Below are 17,431 nucleotides of genomic sequence, written 5' to 3'. Positions count from 1 at the left end.
GGAGGAAGGAAATTGGCAGTTAGAAAAATCGTTGAATACCCCGCAGAAATTCTTGAGATTCAGTGTAAGCCTGTTACACAATTTGATAAAAAATTAACAAAAATCTTAAATGATATGTATGATACGATGATTGAATTTGACGGGGTTGGACTAGCAGCTCCCCAAATCGGTCTAGATATGCAAGCAGCAATCGTTGATATTGATGATGAAAATGGGACAATCGAAATGATAAATCCAGAAATTCTTGAAGTGAGCGGAGAACAAACCGGACCGGAAGGGTGTTTAAGTTTTCCTAATTTATTTGGAGAAGTCAGCAGGCCCTTTTATGTGAAAATAAAAGCACAGGATCGAAAAGGAAAGGCTTATACGATTGAGGCTGAGGACTTTTTAGCACGAGCGATTTTGCATGAAATCGATCATCTGCACGGTGTATTATTCACTTCGAAGGTTACAAGATATTTAGAAGAAGAAGAGTTGGAAGGGTTGGAAGTCGAATGACAAAGATTGTATTTATGGGAACGCCAGATTTTTCAGTTCCTGTCCTGCAGCAAATTTTAAATGATGGCTATGAAGTAATTGGGGTTGTGACACAGCCTGATCGTCCGGTAGGAAGAAAAAAGGTGTTGACACCGCCGCCAGTAAAGGTGGAAGCAGAAAAACACGGGATTCCAGTTTTTCAGCCGGAAAAGATTCGTCAGCCTGAAGAGCTTGAAAAAATAATGGCATTGGAGCCTGACTTAGTTATTACGGCAGCTTTTGGGCAAATTCTGCCAAAGGAGCTGCTAGAAGCACCGAAATTCGGCTGTATTAATGTTCATGCTTCTTTGCTTCCTGAGCTTAGAGGAGGTGCACCTATCCATTATTCGATTATTCAAGGAAAAGAAAAGACGGGAATTACAATTATGTATATGGTGGAAAAACTCGATGCAGGGGATATCTTAACCCAGGTGGAGGTGCCGATTGCTGATACGGATACGGTTGGTTCTTTACATGATAAATTGAGTGCTGCAGGATCACAGCTATTATCTGAAACATTGCCGAAATTAATTAAAGGGGATTTGACTCCTATCCCTCAAAATGATGCGGAAGCCACTTTCGCATCAAATATTAAAAGAGAACAAGAAAAGATTGCTTGGTCAAAAACAGGGGAAGAAATATATAATCACATTCGTGGGATGAATCCTTGGCCAGTTGCTTATACAACTTTAAATGGTGCAGTTATTAAGATTTGGTGGGCAGAGAAAACGAAAAATCTTATTAATAAGGCACCAGGGACAATAATTGGTGTAGATGAACAGTCCGTAATCGTGTCTACCGGAAATGATACGGCTATTAAAATTCTTCAGCTCCAGCCATCAGGCAAGAAAAAAATGTCAGCTGAGCAATTTTTAAGAGGGGCTGGTTCGCAAATTCAGGTTGGCGACCGCCTAGGGGACGAACGATGAAGAAAGAGCGTAAGAAAAATGTACGAGAAACTGCTCTTGATCTGCTAGAATCCATTGAAAAAAATCAGGCATACAGCAATCTCCTTCTAAATAATGCGATTAAGAAAAATGAGATAAACCAAAAAGACATTGGCTTGCTTACCGAATTAACTTATGGAACACTGCAGCGGAAAATGAGTCTTGACTTCTATTTGCAACCATTTTTAAAAGGAAATAAAAAAGTGGAAAGCTGGGTTAAGCAATTATTGCGCCTTACCTTGTATCAAATGGTTTTTTTAGATAAAATCCCTGATCGGGCAGCCATTTTTGAGGCGGTGGAGATTGCTAAGCAAAAAGGGCATAAAGGAATATCCGGAATGGTCAATGGCGTCCTAAGAAATATTCAGAGACAAGGTCTGCCATCGATTGAATCAATAGCGGATCCTATTGAAAGGCTATCTATTGAAACAAGTCACCCGCTATGGCTTGTAAAAAGATGGGTCGACCAGCTTGGTATGGAACAAGCAAAACAGATGTGTGAGAACAATTTAACGGCCCCATTGCAGACTGCAAGAGTGAATCTAACTAAGATTACGAGAGAGGATTGCATCACAAAGCTTAATGAGGAAGGATACCAAGTAGAAGCAAGTCCTGCCATTCCAGAGGCAATTAAGTGCTATAGAGGTAATCTTGCAAACTCGACTGCTTTTAAAGAAGGGTTGTTGACGATTCAGGATGAAAGCTCGATGCTTGCAGCCTATGCATTGGGTGCTGGGGAAAAGGAAAATGAAAGAATCCTGGATGCTTGTGCTGCACCTGGTGGAAAATCCACTCATATTGCAGAGAAGCTGAATAATACCGGACAAGTTATTTCATTAGATCTTCATGAACATAAAGTAAAGCTCATTAAGGAAACTGCTAATAGATTAGACCTTTCTAATATTGAAACAAACGTACTTGACAGCAGAAAGGTTCAAGACCATTTTGAAAAGCAATCCTTTGATCGAATTTTACTTGATGCACCGTGCTCTGGTCTAGGTGTAATGAGAAGGAAGCCGGATATGAAATATACGAAAAAAGAAGAAGATTTAATGCAGCTCTCATCGATACAGCTAACTTTATTAAAGGCAGTTTCCCCTTTATTGAAAAAAGGTGGTATTTTAGTTTATAGTACATGTACAGTTGATAGAGAAGAGAATCAGCATGTAGTAGAGTCATTTTTAAAGGAAAATGTGGAATTTGAAGGAGATCTTACATTAAAGGATCGGATGCCTGAAGCGATTCGGCCATTAATTAAAGGGATTGAACTTCAAATTTTGCCACAGGACATTGGTTCGGACGGCTTTTATATAGCCTGTTTAAGAAAGAAGGTGTAGGAATGGAACAAGTAACAGCTAAGAAACAATCAACAATAGATCAAAAACCCTCCATTTATTCTTTACAACTGCAGGAGCTAAAAGACTGGCTCAAAGAGAATAATGAAAAGGCATTTCGTGCGGAGCAAATTTTTGATTGGCTTTATACAAAAAGAGTTACTTCATTTGAAGAGATGACTAATTTATCAAAACAGTTAAGGGAAAGAATGGAATCAGCGTTTACCTTAACAACTTTAAAAACGATTATCCAGCAGCAATCCTCAGACGGTACAATCAAATTTTTATTTGAACTGCATGATGGCTATTCAATTGAAACAGTATTAATGAGGCATGATTACGGGAATTCCGTCTGTGTAACAACACAGGTAGGATGCAGAATTGGCTGTACGTTTTGTGCATCTACATTAGGTGGATTAAAACGGAATTTAGAAGCAGGAGAAATTGTTGCACAGGTAGTAAAAGTACAGCAGGCACTTGATGAGACCAATGAGCGTGTAAGTTCGGTTGTTATCATGGGAATTGGTGAACCATTTGACAATTTTGATCATATGCTTTCGTTTTTAAAAATTATTAATCATGATAAGGGCTTGAACATTGGCGCACGTCATATCACTGTTTCTACCAGTGGCATTATCCCGAAAATCTATAAATTTGCCGATGAAAATATGCAGATTAATTTCGCCATTTCGTTGCATGCACCTAATTCAGAGCTCCGCAGTCGTCTAATGCCTATTAATCGTGCGTATAAATTGCCTGACTTAATGGATGCCATACGCTATTATATAAATAAGACAGGCAGACGCGTCAGCTTTGAATATGGATTATTTGGCGGTGTGAATGATCAGGTTGAACATGCAGAAGAATTAGCTAGACTGATCAAAGGGCTGAAATGTCATGTGAATTTAATCCCTGTCAACTATGTTCCTGAAAGAGATTATGTAAGAACACCAAAAGAGCAAATTGTTAAATTTGAGAAAACGTTGAAAAATCATGGCGTGAATGTAACTGTTCGCAGAGAACAGGGTCATGATATTGATGCAGCATGTGGACAACTTCGTGCAAAGGAGCGAAAAGAGGAGACGAGGTGACAAGATGAAAGCTGTTTATATGACAGACAGAGGCAGAATTCGTCAGCATAATGAAGATAACGGCGGAGTTTTTATGAATAAAAGTGGTCAGCGCCTTGCCATCGTAGCAGATGGCATGGGCGGTCATCGCGCTGGTGATGTGGCTAGTGAAATGGCACTGACGAATTTACAGAATCAATGGGGAGAAACAGAAGAAATCAAAACCGCTGATGAGGCAGAAGAATGGCTGAAAACAAATATTGAAAAAGGAAATACTCTTATTTATGAGCATTCAAAGAAGGTTGCTGAATGCGAAGGTATGGGGACCACAATGGTTGCAGCTATTTGTACGGATCGTTTTACAAGTGTAGCAAATATTGGTGATAGCAGATGCTATATTTTAAATGAAACGGGTTTTCAGCAATTAACGGATGACCATTCTTTAGTGAATGAGTTGGTACGAACAGGACAAATTTCGAAAGAGGATGCTGAACATCATCCGATGAAGAATGTCGTTTTAAGAGCATTGGGCACAGAAGAATCTGTAAGCATAGATATTAAAACGATCATTTTTGAAGAAGGAGACTTACTTTTACTATGCTCTGATGGCCTTTCAAATAAAGTGACTGAAACTGAAATGATTGATATTCTTGAAAGTAAGACTGATTTAAATAATAAAGCTACTACACTTATCGAATTGGCGAATAACCATGGCGGCGAAGATAATATAACCCTTGTCATTGTTGAGTTTTTTGATGGTAGTGAATTTGGTGATAGCCTATGATGATTGGAAAAAGAATTAGCGGAAGATATAAAATTCTTGAAATCATTGGCGGGGGTGGAATGGCTAATGTTTATTTAGCCCACGACATGATTCTAGACCGTGATGTAGCGGTTAAAATGCTTCGTCTTGATTTTGCTAATGATGAGGAGTTTATTCGCCGTTTTCATCGTGAAGCACAATCTGCAACAAGTCTTGCACATCCGAATATTGTTAGTATTTACGATGTAGGAGAAGAAGATTCGATCTATTATATCGTTATGGAATACGTGGATGGACAAACATTGAAGCAATACATACAGCAGAATAGTCCGATTCAGGTAGATAAAGTGCTTGATATTATGAAGCAATTAACATCAGCCATTTCTCATGCACATCAAAATCATATTATCCATCGGGACATAAAGCCTCATAATATACTAATTGACCGGCTTGGGAACGTGAAAATTACAGATTTCGGAATAGCTATGGCTTTAAGTGCTACTAGTATAACGCAAACGAATTCTGTTTTGGGATCTGTGCATTATTTATCTCCTGAACAAGCAAGAGGCGGAATGGCCAATCGAAAATCAGATATTTATTCGTTAGGGATAGTTATGTTTGAATTATTGACGGGTCGATTGCCTTTTTCTGGTGAATCTGCTGTTTCTATAGCACTTAAACATTTGCAATCTGAAACGCCTTCTTTACGGAGATGGAACCCCTCTATCCCACAGAGTGTCGAAAATATCGTTTTTAAAGCAACTGCAAAGGATCCATTTCACCGGTATGACAGTGTAGAGGAAATGGAAGAGCATATTAAGACCGCACTAGAGCCTGATCGAATGAATGAGGAAAAGTTTATTGTCCCAATCGATAATGATGCTACAAAGGCAATTCCGATCATAACAGATAGCCAGGCATATACAAATATGGATGAAACGGTTATTCGGGACAAGGACATAAAAGGGAATCACGCAGCACAGGAAACAGCTCCGAAAAAGGAAAAAAAAGTAAAGAAAGAAAAGAAAAAAAGTAAAAAGTGGCCAACAATACTAATTTCTACTTTTTTTGCTTTAATTATCCTTGGGATATTTGTTGTATTTGTTCTTCCTGATTTATTGGCACCGGATGAAATATCTGTACCTGAAATTTCCGGTGAAAAAACGGAAGATGGAATTAAACAGCTTGAAGAAGCGGGGTTTGTTATTGGCGAGACGATAACAATTAATGATGAGGATGTAGAAGAAGGGTTAATTATTAAAACAGATCCGAAGGCTGGCACAGTGCTGAAAGAAGGAGCAAAAGTTGATCTTTATGAAAGTCTTGGGAAGGAAAAGTTTGAATTAGGCAATTATAAGGGTCAATCTTTTGATGATGTTGTTCGATTATTGGGCAAGAATTTCAAACATATCGAGAAAGAAGAAGTAAATGACGAAAATGAAACGGCTGGTACGATCTTAGAGCAAAACTTTCCAGAGGGAGAGCTTGTTGTTCCAGAAGAAACGGAATTAATATTTACCGTTAGTAAGGGACCAAGTTTAATTACCTTAAAGAATTTAAGAGAGTATAATAAAAAAGGGCTTCAAGAATATGAAGAATCGACAGGTGTAAAGATTGAGTTTGGGAAGGAAGATTACAATGAAAGTGTTCCGGAAGGTCTTGTTTTCTCGCAAGATCCTAAACCTGGGACGCAAGTATCAAAGGGAAGCAAAGTAAAGGTATTTATTTCTAAAGGGAAAAAGGAGATCCCTCCTAAAACAGTATTTGTAGAGGTAACCGTCCCATATGAGCCTGAAATAGAAGGACAGCCACAGGAAGTACAAATTTATATTAATGATATGAACCGAAGTATAACGGATCCTTTTATTACAGAATACATTACTGAAACGAGAAAGTTCAGATTAGAGCTTGAAATTCAGCACGGGCAGAAAGCAGTTTATCATGTTAGAAGGGATAATACTGTCATTGAACAGCAGGAAGTGCATTATCCAGAATAGGAGTGTTGCTATGCCTGAGGGCAAAATTATAAAGGCATTAAGCGGTTTTTATTATGTTTTGAATGGAAGCGTGACCGTTCAATGTCGTGGTAGAGGGGTTTTTAGAAAGAATAAAATTACCCCGCTTGTTGGAGATGAGGTTGTTTTCCAAGCCGAAAACGATAAAGAAGGATATATTTTAGAAGTAAAAGAGCGTAAGAATGAACTTGTACGGCCGCCAATTGCAAATGTAGATCAGGCGATACTGGTCTTTTCTGCTGTTGAGCCTGACTTTAGCACAGCACTTCTTGATCGTTTTCTTGTATTAGTTGAGTTTAATCGAATTAAGCCGATCATTTGTATCACTAAGATGGATCTAACAAATGAGGAGCAGAATAAGGAAATACAAAGGTTTGCTGAGGACTATAGGAAAGCAGGCTATGATGTTCTTTTAACTTCTTCTGAAACGGAAGAAGGAATTAAGGAATTATTCCCTTATTTGGAGGGGGAAATTTCCGTTTTTGCTGGACAGTCAGGTGTTGGAAAATCTTCTCTCCTAAATGCGCTTAATCCAGATTTAGATTTAAGAACAAATGATATTTCTTCCCATCTTGGGAGGGGGAAGCATACAACAAGGCATGTTGAACTAATTAGAGTTGGGCAAGGCTTGGTTGCAGATACGCCAGGGTTTAGCTCTCTCGATTTTATAGATATAGAGATTCCAGACCTTAACTTTTGTTTCCCTGATATTGAAAAGTTGAGTGAAGAATGTAAATTTAGGGGATGCCTACACATGGCAGAACCTAAATGTGCAGTTAAGGCAGCTATTGCAGATGGGGAACTCCCAGCCTATAGATATGAGCACTATACGACATTTTTGCAAGAAATTAAAGATAGAAAGCCGAGGTACTAACTATGGTTAAGATTGCCCCTTCTATTTTATCAGCTGATTTTTCAAAGCTTGGGGAGGAAATTCTAGATGTTGAGAGAGGGGGAGCAGATTACATTCATGTCGATGTAATGGACGGGCATTTCGTCCCGAATATTACAATAGGTCCTTTAATTGTTGAAGCGATTCGACCAGTGACGAAGCTCCCGCTTGATGTTCATCTTATGATTGAGAATCCAGACCAATATATCGAGTCTTTCGCGAAAGCTGGAGCTGATTATATTACTGTTCATGTGGAGGCTTGTCATCATCTCCACCGGACAATCCATTTTATTAAGTCTTTAGGTGTGAAAGCTGGTGTTGTATTAAACCCTGCAACACCTGTTCAAATGATTGAGGATATTATTGATGATGTGGATATGGTTCTGCTAATGACAGTAAACCCTGGTTTTGGCGGTCAAAAGTTTATTCCATCTGTCCTTAGAAAAATTGCTGCTGTCAAGAAGATGGCAGATAATAAAGGATTGACTATAGAAATTGAAGTAGATGGCGGAGTAAATGAAGAGACGGCAAAGCTTTGTATCGAAGCAGGTGCAAATGTACTTGTAGCTGGATCAGCAGTTTATAATCAAGAGGACCGTGCCAAGGCAATTGCCGCAATTAAAGGCAGTACAATACACAATTAGTTCGAAGTCAGCTGTCCCTAGCTGACTTCTTTTTAGCTTGTCATAATGAGGTGGTCAAAGAAATGAACATAAATATATTGGCTGGCGGACCGATTGAATTTCTGCCGAATGTAGAAAGTTTTCAAACAGACAAAGATATTTGGGTGGGAGTCGATAGAGGGGTCTTTACACTCCTATCTAAAGGAATAAAACCGACGATTGCTTTTGGTGATTTCGACTCGGTGACAGTTGAGGAAATGGTTGCGATCGAACAAAATGTTAGTAAATTGAACCGTTTCATGCCTGAAAAGGATGAAACAGATATGGAACTGGCGATGAAATGGGCGATTGAGCAAAAGCCGGCCATTATTAGAATTTTTGGAGCTACAGGAGGAAGGATCGATCATTTTATCGCAAATATACAATTGCTTATGAAACCATTGCAAATGGATCAGCAAATGCAAGTGGAAATTCTCGATAAAAATAATATGGTTTTTCTTCGAATGCCAGGAAAGTACTCGGTAAAGAAAAACCGGTGCTATCAATATATTTCTTTTTTGCCAATTACAATGGAAGTTACCGGTATTACGCTTGAAGGCTTTAAATATCCCTTAGTAGATCAATCCCTCCCTTTAGGCTCTACATTATGCATAAGTAATGAACTTATTCACGATTGTGGTCATTTTTCATTTTCAAAAGGCATATTAATGGTTGTAAGAAGTAATGATTAGGTCTGAAAATTGATTAGTACTTATCTATTTATTTTGAATATGATGAATGGTGAAGATGGATGTGTGAGATCGTGAGGAGGGACACGAGTAATGAGATTTTATACAATTAAATTGCCAAAGTTTTTAGGCGGCATTGTCCGTGCCATGTTAGGAACCTTCAAGAAAAATTGAATCGTTTCATGAAGCAAAAGAGCACCTGTTAAAGGTGCTTAATTTTTTTGCATTTGAGAATTGTCTAGCTCCAGCTCATATGTCACTTCGGTCCCTTCCTTCGATAAAAGAAACATCAGAAGAATCGGGCCTTCTTCGTTTGTTCGGCGTTGACCAAGGGGGGCGCTTTGCTAAAGAAAAAGGACATCCCATAGGGGATGTCCTATCACGTAATTAAACGCGTTCTACTTTACCAGATCTAAGCGCTCTTGCAGAAACCCAAACACGCTTCGGTTTTCCGTCTACAAGGATACGTACTTTTTGAAGGTTAGCACCCCATGTACGTTTGTTGGCATTCATAGCATGAGAACGTGCATTACCTGTAGTTGTTTTTCTACCAGTTACGACACATTTACGTGGCATATTCATTTCCCTCCTTAACACATAAGCAAAAAGCTTTTTTAAGAATCATTTGGCATTTTTGATGACCATAGTGATTTAATGTTAAAAAAAGCAAAACTTATTTTTGACATTAAAAGATACTTTAATAATTTATCATACAACCCCTTTTATTGCAATAGTTGACTTTCAAGAAAAAAACCTTGACATACACTATGATGGGGTAAGCTATAATAAAAAGGTGGACTGCAGCTTTCAAAATAAATGTACTTATAGTAAAATATTTTAAGGTGTGTGGATAAGCTACTTCGAAAGCTAGAGCTCAAGGAGCGAAAATATGGGTAGAACAATTTAAAGGGGGAAAGAAATATGTCAATCGAACTTAAAACGAAATTCGGCCAAATTGATATCTCAAATGACGTGATTGCTACGCTTGCAGGTGGAGCGGCTGTTGACTGCTATGGTATAGTTGGTATGGCCTCTAAGCAACAAATAAGAGATGGCTTAACAGAAATTTTACGTAAAGAGAATTTTACCCGCGGTGTAATTGTTCGCCAAGAAAACGATGAAATACATATCGACATGTATATTATTGTTAGTTACGGAACAAAAATTTCCGAGATTGCTCACAATGTGCAATCGAAAGTAAAATACACGCTTAATCAAACAGTTGGCCTTGCCATAGAGTCGGTCAATATCTACGTTCAGGGTGTTCGTGTAACGAACCCGTAGTGAGGAGGAAAGATTTGTGTCAATTAAAGTTTTAGACGGAAAACGATTTGCCGAAATGGTTATTCAGGGTGCAAACCATTTATCCGCCCATGCGAAATTGGTAGATGCACTCAACGTTTTTCCAGTTCCTGATGGGGATACAGGAACAAATATGAATTTATCCATGACTTCAGGCGCAAAGGAAGTAAAGAATAATGTTCAGCCCCATATTGGAAAAGTGGGGTCAGCACTTTCAAAAGGTTTGCTGATGGGGGCAAGAGGGAATTCCGGTGTCATATTGTCACAGTTATTTCGTGGATTCTCAAAAGCGATTGAACAAAAAGCTGAAGTAAATGGCAAAGATTTTGCTGCTGCACTCCAAAGCGGGGTAGAAACTGCCTATAAAGCAGTAATGAAACCTGTTGAAGGAACAATTTTAACTGTTGCAAAGGATGCCGCTAAAAAAGCAGTCCAAGTAGCGAAAAATGAAGATAATCTCATTGTTATTATGGATGAGGTAGTGAAAGAGGCAAAAGCTTCATTAAACCGTACACCTGACTTATTGCCTGTTCTTAAGGAAGTAGGAGTGGTTGACAGTGGTGGTCAAGGACTCGTGTTCGTATACGAAGGCTTTCTTGCTGAATTGAAAGGGGAAGAATTGCCGGATGCACCTGCTTCTCTTCCAAAAATGGACGAGCTAGTTAGTGCGGAACACCACAAAAACGTCCATAGTTTTATGAATACAGAGGATATTGAGTTTGGGTACTGTACAGAGTTTATGGTGAAATTTGAAAGTAAAAAGCTTGCAAATAACCCATTTAGTGAAGAAAAATTCCGTCAGGATTTAAGCAAATATGGAGATTCTTTATTAGTTATTGCTGATGAAGAACTTGTTAAAGTACATATTCATTCTGAACAGCCAGGAGACTGTTTAACATATGGCCAGCGTTATGGCAGCCTGATCAACATGAAGATTGAAAACATGCGTCAGCAGCATTCTAATTTAGTTGATGAAGTACAAACACCACTTGTTTCTGAAAATGTATCAAAAAAAGAAAAACAAGAATATGGGATTGTAACTGTCTCTATGGGAAGCGGGATTGCTGATTTGTTCCGCAGCATTGGTGCACATGCAGTTATTGAAGGCGGTCAGACAATGAATCCAAGTACGGAGGACATTGTTAAAGCTATTAATGAAGTAAACGCTAAGAATGTGGTTATTCTGCCTAACAATAAAAACATTATTATGGCAGCGCAGCAGGCAGCAGAGGTTTCTGACCAAGAAGTGATTGTTATTCCTTCAAAAACAGTTCCACAAGGGATGTCTGCATTGCTTGCATTTAATCCAGGTACAAGTTTATCGCAAAATGAACAAGTGATGAAAGATGCATTACAGCATGTGAAAACGGGGCAAGTGACATTTGCTGTTAGAGATACAAGCATTGATGGTCTTGAAATTGAAAAGAATGATTTCATGGGGATTAATGAAGGTAAAATTGTCGTAAAGAATAAAGATAAAGTCCAAACGGCAAAAGATTTATTAATGAACATGATTGATGCGGATTCAGAAATCGTCACCATTTTAAAAGGGGAAGATGCCGCTGATGAGGATATTCAAGAACTAGTTAGCTTTTTAGAAGAAAAAAATGAAGATATAGAAATCGAAGTGCATGACGGAAAGCAGCCGCTATATGCATTTATCTTCGCTATTGAATAAATTTCGTTAAAAGAAGGGGGATCCCCTTCTTTTTTGTCATGAAATAAATAAGGGAGGGGGATGGCGGATATGATATTTTCCGCTAAGTATCGTGAATGAAATCTTAAATCAGCCAATAACAGCCATTAAAGGAATCGGTGGAGAAACAGAAGAAATTCTTGGTGAAATGAAGATACGAACAGTTAATGATTTGCTGGAATATTTCCCATATCGTTATGAAGATTATCGTCTTCGTGATTTAGCTGATGTAAAGCATGAAGAAAGAATTACAATTGAAGGGAAGGTACATAGTGAGCCTTCTCTCGTTTATTATGGACGAAAGCGTTCAAGATTAACAGTAAGAGTACTTGTGGGAAGGTATCTTGTTCAGGTCGTTCTATTTAACCAGCCTTACGTGAAAAAAAAGATTGTCATTAATGAAACGGTGTCAGTAACAGGAAAATGGGATCAGCATAGACAAACAATAACGGCAAGTGAAATACATATTGGTACACAGACGAAGTCTAAAGATTTTGAACCCGTATATACAGTAAAGGGAAAGCTAACAGTTAAGGGTTTAAGAAGATTTATTCATTTAGCCTTTAACCAATTCGGGGAATATATTGAAGAAACATTACCTGAACAATATATAAAAAACTACAAGCTCTTAAATAAGAAAACAGCCATAAGGATGATGCATTTTCCAACTGATCAGCAAGAGCTTAAGCAAGCAAGACGACGGATTGTGTATGAAGAATTTTTCTATTTTCAATTAAAAATGCAGGCGTTAAGGAAAATTGAAAGAGACCATACGAATGGGATTGCTCAAGCATATAATCTTGAATCTTTACAATCATTTCTTAAATCACTTCCTTTCTCGCTAACAAATGCTCAGAAGCGGGTAGTGAATGAAATTCTAACAGATATGAAATCTCCTTTTAGGATGAATCGGCTATTACAGGGGGATGTTGGTTCAGGAAAAACAGCAGTTGCTGCAATTGCTTTGTACGCTAGTACAACTGCCGGTTTTCAAGGGGCATTGATGGTACCAACGGAAATTCTGGCCGAGCAGCATATGGAATCGCTGAAGGCGATGCTTGAACCGTTTCAGCTTCGCTGTGAGTTATTAACTAGCTCTGTAAAAGGGAAACGACGAAAAGAAATATTACAATTATTAAAAGCAGGGGAAATCGATATTTTAATTGGAACCCATGCATTAATTCAGGATGAGGTCGAATTTCATCATCTTGGGCTTGTCATTACAGATGAGCAGCATCGATTTGGAGTGGAACAGCGTAGAGTTTTAAGGGAAAAGGGAGAAAATCCTGATGTCCTATTTATGACCGCTACCCCTATTCCGCGAACCCTTTCGATCACTGTTTTTGGTGAAATGGATGTGTCGATTATTGATGAGATGCCTGCTGGAAGAAAGATCATTGAAACATATTGGACAAAGCCTGATATGCTTGATCGCGTACTTGCTTTCGTGGAGAAAGAACTGCGTTCCGGTCATCAAGCCTATGTCATTTGCCCCCTTATCGAGGAATCAGATAAATTAGATGTTCAAAATGCGATTGATGTTCACAGCAACTTAACACATTATTTTAATGGACGATATGAAATCGGACTCATGCACGGTAGACTAACTTCAGACGAAAAAGAATCGGTTATGAAGGCATTTAGCCAAAATGAAAAACAAGTGCTTGTATCAACTACAGTAGTTGAGGTAGGAGTAAATGTGCCAAATGCAACGATGATGGTCATTTATGATGCGGAAAGATTTGGACTTGCACAGCTTCACCAGCTTAGAGGGAGAGTGGGACGAGGAAGTGAGCAATCCTACTGTATTTTACTTGCTGACCCTAAAACAGAAGTCGGTAAGGAACGGATGAAGATAATGACGGATACAAATGATGGATTCCTCCTTAGTGAAAAGGATCTTGAACTGAGAGGTCCAGGAGATTTCTTTGGTAAAAAGCAAAGTGGTCTTCCCGAATTTAAAGTGGCAGATATGGTTCATGATTATCGGGCTTTAGAGACTGCAAGGAATGATGCTGCTTTATTGATACAGTCAAATGAGTTTTGGCATTCCTCTGAATATATGTATTTAAGAAATTATTTGAAGGTATCAGGAGTTTTAGAAGGAGAAAAACTTGATTAAAGCGATTCATAATTATATACTACTATTAGTACCTAGTCTTAATATCGCGGACGGTGTGTTAAATGAAAAGAACTAAAAAGGAACGGCAGGCATTATTAATGACAACAATAAAGGAGAATCCTTTTGTTACGGACGAAGAGCTTGCGGAAAAGTTTATGGTTAGTGTTCAAACCATTCGTTTGGACCGTCTAGAGCTATCGATCCCTGAATTGCGCGAACGGATTAAAAATGTCGCTGAAAAAAGATTTGATGATGAAGTGCGGGCACTGCCAATAGAGGAAATAATCGGTGAAATAATTGATGTAGAGCTGGATAAAACAGCTATATCCATATTGGATATTAAAGAAGAGCATGTATTTAGAAGAAACCAAATTGCCAGAGGGCATCACTTATTTGCCCAAGCAAATTCGCTTGCAGTTGCGTTAATCAATGATGAACTAGCATTAACTGCCAAAGCAAATATCCAATTTACCCGCTCTGTGAAACAAAATGAAAGGGTTATTGCGAAGGCAAGGGTAGTCAACATAGATTCTGAAAAAGGAAGAACAATTGTAGAAGTGACTAGCTTTGTTAATAATGAAATTGTCTTTAAAGGTGAATTTGATATGTTTCGTTCTGAAGTAGGACGAAGGTCTTGAATTCCCCCTCAAATTAATAACAAAGGAAGTTATAGATATATGAAAATAGCAATTGATGCAATGGGCGGTGACCATGCGCCTAAGGAAATAGTTCTAGGGGCAATGAAAGCGATACGTGAGTATAAAGATATTCACATAACTCTTGTTGGAGACGAGTCAAAAATCAGACAATATTTATCATCCGAAGAACGAATGGAAGTTTTACATACAAATGAAGTCATTTTGCCAACGGATGAGCCCGTTAGAGCCGTACGGCGCAAGAAAACAGCTTCTATGGTTCTTGCTGCACAGCAGGTAGCGGATGGAAAAGCAGATGCCTGTATATCCGCTGGGAATACAGGAGCTTTAATGGCTGCAGGCCTTTTCGTAGTTGGCCGAATTGAAGGAATTGAACGCCCAGCCCTATCACCAACATTACCAACAATTGGCGGAGAAGGATTCCTGCTACTTGATGTAGGGGCAAATGTTGATGCGAAACCAGAGCATCTGCTGCAATACGCAATTATGGGCGCTATTTACGCTGAAAAGGTTCGCGGGGTATCTAATCCTAGAGTAGGTCTTTTGAACATTGGAACAGAAGAGAAAAAAGGGAATGAGCTTGCTAAGAATACGTTTGAGCTTCTTCAGAAAGCAAATATTCATTTTATTGGCAATGTAGAAGCACGTGATTTGCTGGATGGGGTTGCTGATGTCGTAGTGACCGATGGCTTTACTGGAAATATGGTTCTTAAAACGATCGAGGGCACAGCACTCTCTGTTTTTAAAATGATGAAAACAGCACTGACTAGCAGCTTTAAAAGTAAAATGGCTGCAGCTGTTTTGAAACCAGATCTCACTCAATTGAAATCAAAAATGGATTATTCGGAATATGGCGGTGCTGGCTTGTTTGGCTTAAAAGCACCGGTTATAAAAGCACATGGCTCATCAGATGCTAATGCACTATTCAGTGCTGTTAAACAAACAAGAAACATGGTTGAACATGCAGTTTCACAAACGATCAAAGAAGCAGTGGAAAAGGAAGCTTCAAAATAAACTTGAAAAAGGAGAGTTGAAATGGGTAAAATAGCATTTCTATTTCCGGGACAAGGTTCTCAAACAGTTGGAATGGGCAAATCTTTAGCTGAATTGGATGAAAAGGTAAAGTCTATTTTCGATAAAGCGGATGAAAAACTGAAATTTCCGCTTTCTGCTCTTATTTTTGAAGGTCCGCAAGAAGAGCTGACCTTAACAACGAATGCGCAGCCTGCCCTTTTAACAACTAGCATTGCGATCTTAGAGTTTTTTAAACAATCAGGTATTGAACCAGATTATGTTGCAGGGCATAGCCTTGGAGAATACACGGCACTTGTTGCTGCTGGAGCCTTTTCTTTTGAAGATGGCGTTTATGCGGTTAGAAAAAGAGGCGAATTTATGGAAGAGGCAGTTCCTAATGGAGAAGGTTCGATGGCTGCAATTTTAGGACTTGGCCGGGACAAACTAGCTGCTGTTACATCAGAGATTACTAACGAGGGACACCCTGTTCAATTAGCTAATTTAAATTGTCCTGGCCAGATTGTTATTTCCGGTTCCAAAAAAGGGGTCGAGCTTGCATCAGTAAGAGCAAAGGAAGCAGGTGCCAAGCGTGCAATGCCATTAGTGGTAAGTGGTCCATTTCATTCAGAGCTTATGAAACCTGCTGCTGAAAAATTTAAAGACATACTTAATGAAATTTCAGTAAATGATGCCGGAATTCCTGTGATAGCAAATGTTTCTGCAACAGAAATGTCTACATCTGCAGAGATAAAGAATCGATTAATTGAACAATTGTACTCCCCTGTATTATGGGAAGATTCTATTCAAAAAATGATTTCCTTAGGTGTCGACACGTTTATTGAAATTGGACCAGGCAAGGTACTATCTGGCTTAGTAAAGAAAATTGATAAAACAGCCCGGATATATGCTGTTTCAGATAAAGATACGTGTCTTGAGGTAATTGAGTCTTTAAAGGAGGAAAGTCAATGAAGCTAGAAGGGAAAGTTGCCCTTGTAACAGGTGCTTCTCGAGGAATTGGAAGAGAGATTGCACTAGGTCTTGCAAAACAAGGAGCAGACGTTGTTGTTAACTATTCCGGAAGTGAAGAAAGAGCAAATCAAGTGGTTGCTGAAATTAAGGAGCTAGGAAGAAATGCGATCGCTGTTCAGTGCGATGTTTCAAATAGCGAGTCTGTAGCTAATATGGTAAAGGCAACAATGGACACCTTTGGAAAGCTTGATATTCTCGTCAATAATGCTGGAATTACGAAAGACAATCTTCTTATGAGAATGAAGGAGGAGGAATGGGATGATGTAATTAACATCAACCTTAAAGGAGTCTTCCTTTGTACAAAAGCAGTTACAAGACAAATGATGAAGCAGCGTAGTGGAAGAATTATTAACATTTCATCCATCGTAGGTGTAAGTGGCAATCCTGGCCAAGCGAATTATGTTGCTGCAAAATCCGGTGTAATTGGTCTGACGAAAACAACTGCTAAGGAACTATCTTCTCGCGGAATCACTGTAAATGCGATTGCACCAGGATTTATTACGACCGATATGACAGATAAGCTAACTGAGGATGTAAAGGAACAAATGCTAAAGCAAATCCCATTAGCTCGATTCGGTGAACCATCGGATATTGCGAATGTTGTTGTGTTTTTAGCATCTGAGGACAGTCGATATATGACTGGGCAAACCCTTCATGTTGATGGTGGAATGGTGATGTAGACTGGATGTCGGATGTGAGAACATCGCCGACCCATTAGTTTTTT

18 protein-coding genes are annotated in these 17,431 nt (G+C 38.8%); 17 read left to right on the top strand and 1 reads right to left on the bottom strand.

Going from position 1 to position 17,431, the window contains the following annotated elements; all coding sequences use genetic code 11:
- Positions 1-12: 12 nt before the first annotated feature.
- The 10 genes from def (at position 13) to spoVM (ending at position 9,062) form a co-directional block, all read left to right on the top strand.
- The gene (def, locus tag RUH74_RS02785) at positions 13-498 is read left to right on the top strand and encodes a peptide deformylase (RefSeq protein WP_313798724.1); all 486 of its coding nucleotides are present in this window, start codon (positions 13-15) and stop codon (positions 496-498) included.
- Positions 495-1,445: a methionyl-tRNA formyltransferase gene (gene fmt, locus RUH74_RS02780; RefSeq protein ID WP_313798723.1), complete on the top strand. Its 951-nt coding sequence runs from the start codon at positions 495-497 to the stop codon at positions 1,443-1,445. The genes def and fmt overlap by 4 nt, the downstream gene beginning before the upstream one ends.
- Positions 1,442-2,800 carry a 16S rRNA (cytosine(967)-C(5))-methyltransferase RsmB gene (rsmB, locus tag RUH74_RS02775; RefSeq protein WP_313798722.1) on the top strand — a complete coding sequence of 453 codons (1,359 nt, stop codon included), beginning with the start codon at positions 1,442-1,444 and terminating at the stop codon, positions 2,798-2,800. The genes fmt and rsmB overlap by 4 nt, the downstream gene beginning before the upstream one ends.
- A 2-nt stretch (positions 2,801-2,802) precedes the next feature.
- Positions 2,803-3,888: a dual-specificity RNA methyltransferase RlmN gene (gene rlmN / locus RUH74_RS02770; RefSeq protein WP_313798721.1), complete on the top strand. Its 1,086-nt coding sequence runs from the start codon at positions 2,803-2,805 to the stop codon at positions 3,886-3,888.
- 4 nt (positions 3,889-3,892) lie between these two features.
- Positions 3,893-4,651, top strand: coding sequence for a Stp1/IreP family PP2C-type Ser/Thr phosphatase (locus RUH74_RS02765; RefSeq protein ID WP_313798720.1), 759 nt, complete (start codon positions 3,893-3,895; stop codon positions 4,649-4,651).
- Positions 4,648-6,627, top strand: a complete 1,980-nt coding sequence (gene pknB / locus RUH74_RS02760) for a Stk1 family PASTA domain-containing Ser/Thr kinase (RefSeq protein WP_313798719.1) — start codon at positions 4,648-4,650, stop codon at positions 6,625-6,627. Before RUH74_RS02765 ends, pknB begins: the two co-directional genes overlap by 4 nt.
- A 10-nt stretch (positions 6,628-6,637) precedes the next feature.
- On the top strand, positions 6,638-7,519 hold the full coding sequence (gene rsgA, locus RUH74_RS02755; RefSeq protein ID WP_313798718.1) for a ribosome small subunit-dependent GTPase A: 882 nt from the start codon (positions 6,638-6,640) through the stop codon (positions 7,517-7,519).
- A 2-nt stretch (positions 7,520-7,521) separates the two neighbouring features.
- Positions 7,522-8,181 carry a ribulose-phosphate 3-epimerase gene (gene rpe / locus RUH74_RS02750; RefSeq protein ID WP_313798717.1) on the top strand — a complete coding sequence of 220 codons (660 nt, stop codon included), beginning with the start codon at positions 7,522-7,524 and terminating at the stop codon, positions 8,179-8,181.
- Between the two features lie 62 nt (positions 8,182-8,243).
- On the top strand, positions 8,244-8,891 hold the full coding sequence (locus RUH74_RS02745) for a thiamine diphosphokinase (protein ID WP_313798716.1): 648 nt from the start codon (positions 8,244-8,246) through the stop codon (positions 8,889-8,891).
- Positions 8,892-8,981: 90 nt separating this feature from the next.
- Positions 8,982-9,062 (top strand): stage V sporulation protein SpoVM, encoded by an 81-nt coding sequence (gene spoVM, locus RUH74_RS02740; protein WP_053475624.1) that lies wholly within the window; start codon positions 8,982-8,984, stop codon positions 9,060-9,062.
- Between the two features lie 213 nt (positions 9,063-9,275).
- On the opposite strand, the gene rpmB is transcribed toward spoVM, so the two are convergent.
- The gene (gene rpmB / locus RUH74_RS02735; protein WP_053475625.1) at positions 9,276-9,464 is read right to left on the bottom strand and encodes a 50S ribosomal protein L28; all 189 of its coding nucleotides are present in this window, start codon (positions 9,462-9,464) and stop codon (positions 9,276-9,278) included.
- Between the two features lie 345 nt (positions 9,465-9,809).
- On the opposite strand from rpmB, the gene RUH74_RS02730 reads away from it, so the two are divergent.
- From RUH74_RS02730 to fabG, 7 genes are all read left to right on the top strand, one after another.
- Positions 9,810-10,172 carry an Asp23/Gls24 family envelope stress response protein gene (locus tag RUH74_RS02730; RefSeq protein ID WP_313798715.1) on the top strand — a complete coding sequence of 121 codons (363 nt, stop codon included), beginning with the start codon at positions 9,810-9,812 and terminating at the stop codon, positions 10,170-10,172.
- Between the two features lie 16 nt (positions 10,173-10,188).
- The gene (locus RUH74_RS02725; RefSeq protein ID WP_313798714.1) at positions 10,189-11,868 is read left to right on the top strand and encodes a DAK2 domain-containing protein; all 1,680 of its coding nucleotides are present in this window, start codon (positions 10,189-10,191) and stop codon (positions 11,866-11,868) included.
- A 91-nt stretch (positions 11,869-11,959) separates the two neighbouring features.
- The gene (gene recG / locus RUH74_RS02720; protein ID WP_313798713.1) at positions 11,960-14,008 is read left to right on the top strand and encodes an ATP-dependent DNA helicase RecG; all 2,049 of its coding nucleotides are present in this window, start codon (positions 11,960-11,962) and stop codon (positions 14,006-14,008) included.
- Between the two features lie 62 nt (positions 14,009-14,070).
- Entirely contained in the window at positions 14,071-14,646 is a 576-nt protein-coding gene (gene fapR / locus RUH74_RS02715) for a transcription factor FapR (RefSeq protein ID WP_313798712.1), read from the top strand.
- Positions 14,647-14,685: 39 nt separating this feature from the next.
- Entirely contained in the window at positions 14,686-15,678 is a 993-nt protein-coding gene (gene plsX / locus RUH74_RS02710; RefSeq protein ID WP_313798711.1) for a phosphate acyltransferase PlsX, read from the top strand.
- Positions 15,679-15,699: 21 nt separating this feature from the next.
- On the top strand, positions 15,700-16,647 hold the full coding sequence (gene fabD / locus RUH74_RS02705) for an ACP S-malonyltransferase (RefSeq protein WP_313798710.1): 948 nt from the start codon (positions 15,700-15,702) through the stop codon (positions 16,645-16,647).
- Positions 16,644-17,387 (top strand): 3-oxoacyl-[acyl-carrier-protein] reductase, encoded by a 744-nt coding sequence (gene fabG / locus RUH74_RS02700; protein ID WP_313798709.1) that lies wholly within the window; start codon positions 16,644-16,646, stop codon positions 17,385-17,387. The genes fabD and fabG overlap by 4 nt, the downstream gene beginning before the upstream one ends.
- The last annotated feature ends 44 nt before the right edge of the window (positions 17,388-17,431 follow it).

Source organism: Cytobacillus sp. (assembly GCF_032154635.1).
Classification (GTDB): Bacteria; Bacillota; Bacilli; order Bacillales; family Cytobacillaceae; genus Cytobacillus.
The sequence above is the reverse complement of the archived record's forward strand: the minus strand, read 5'-3'. Positions and strand labels throughout refer to the sequence as shown.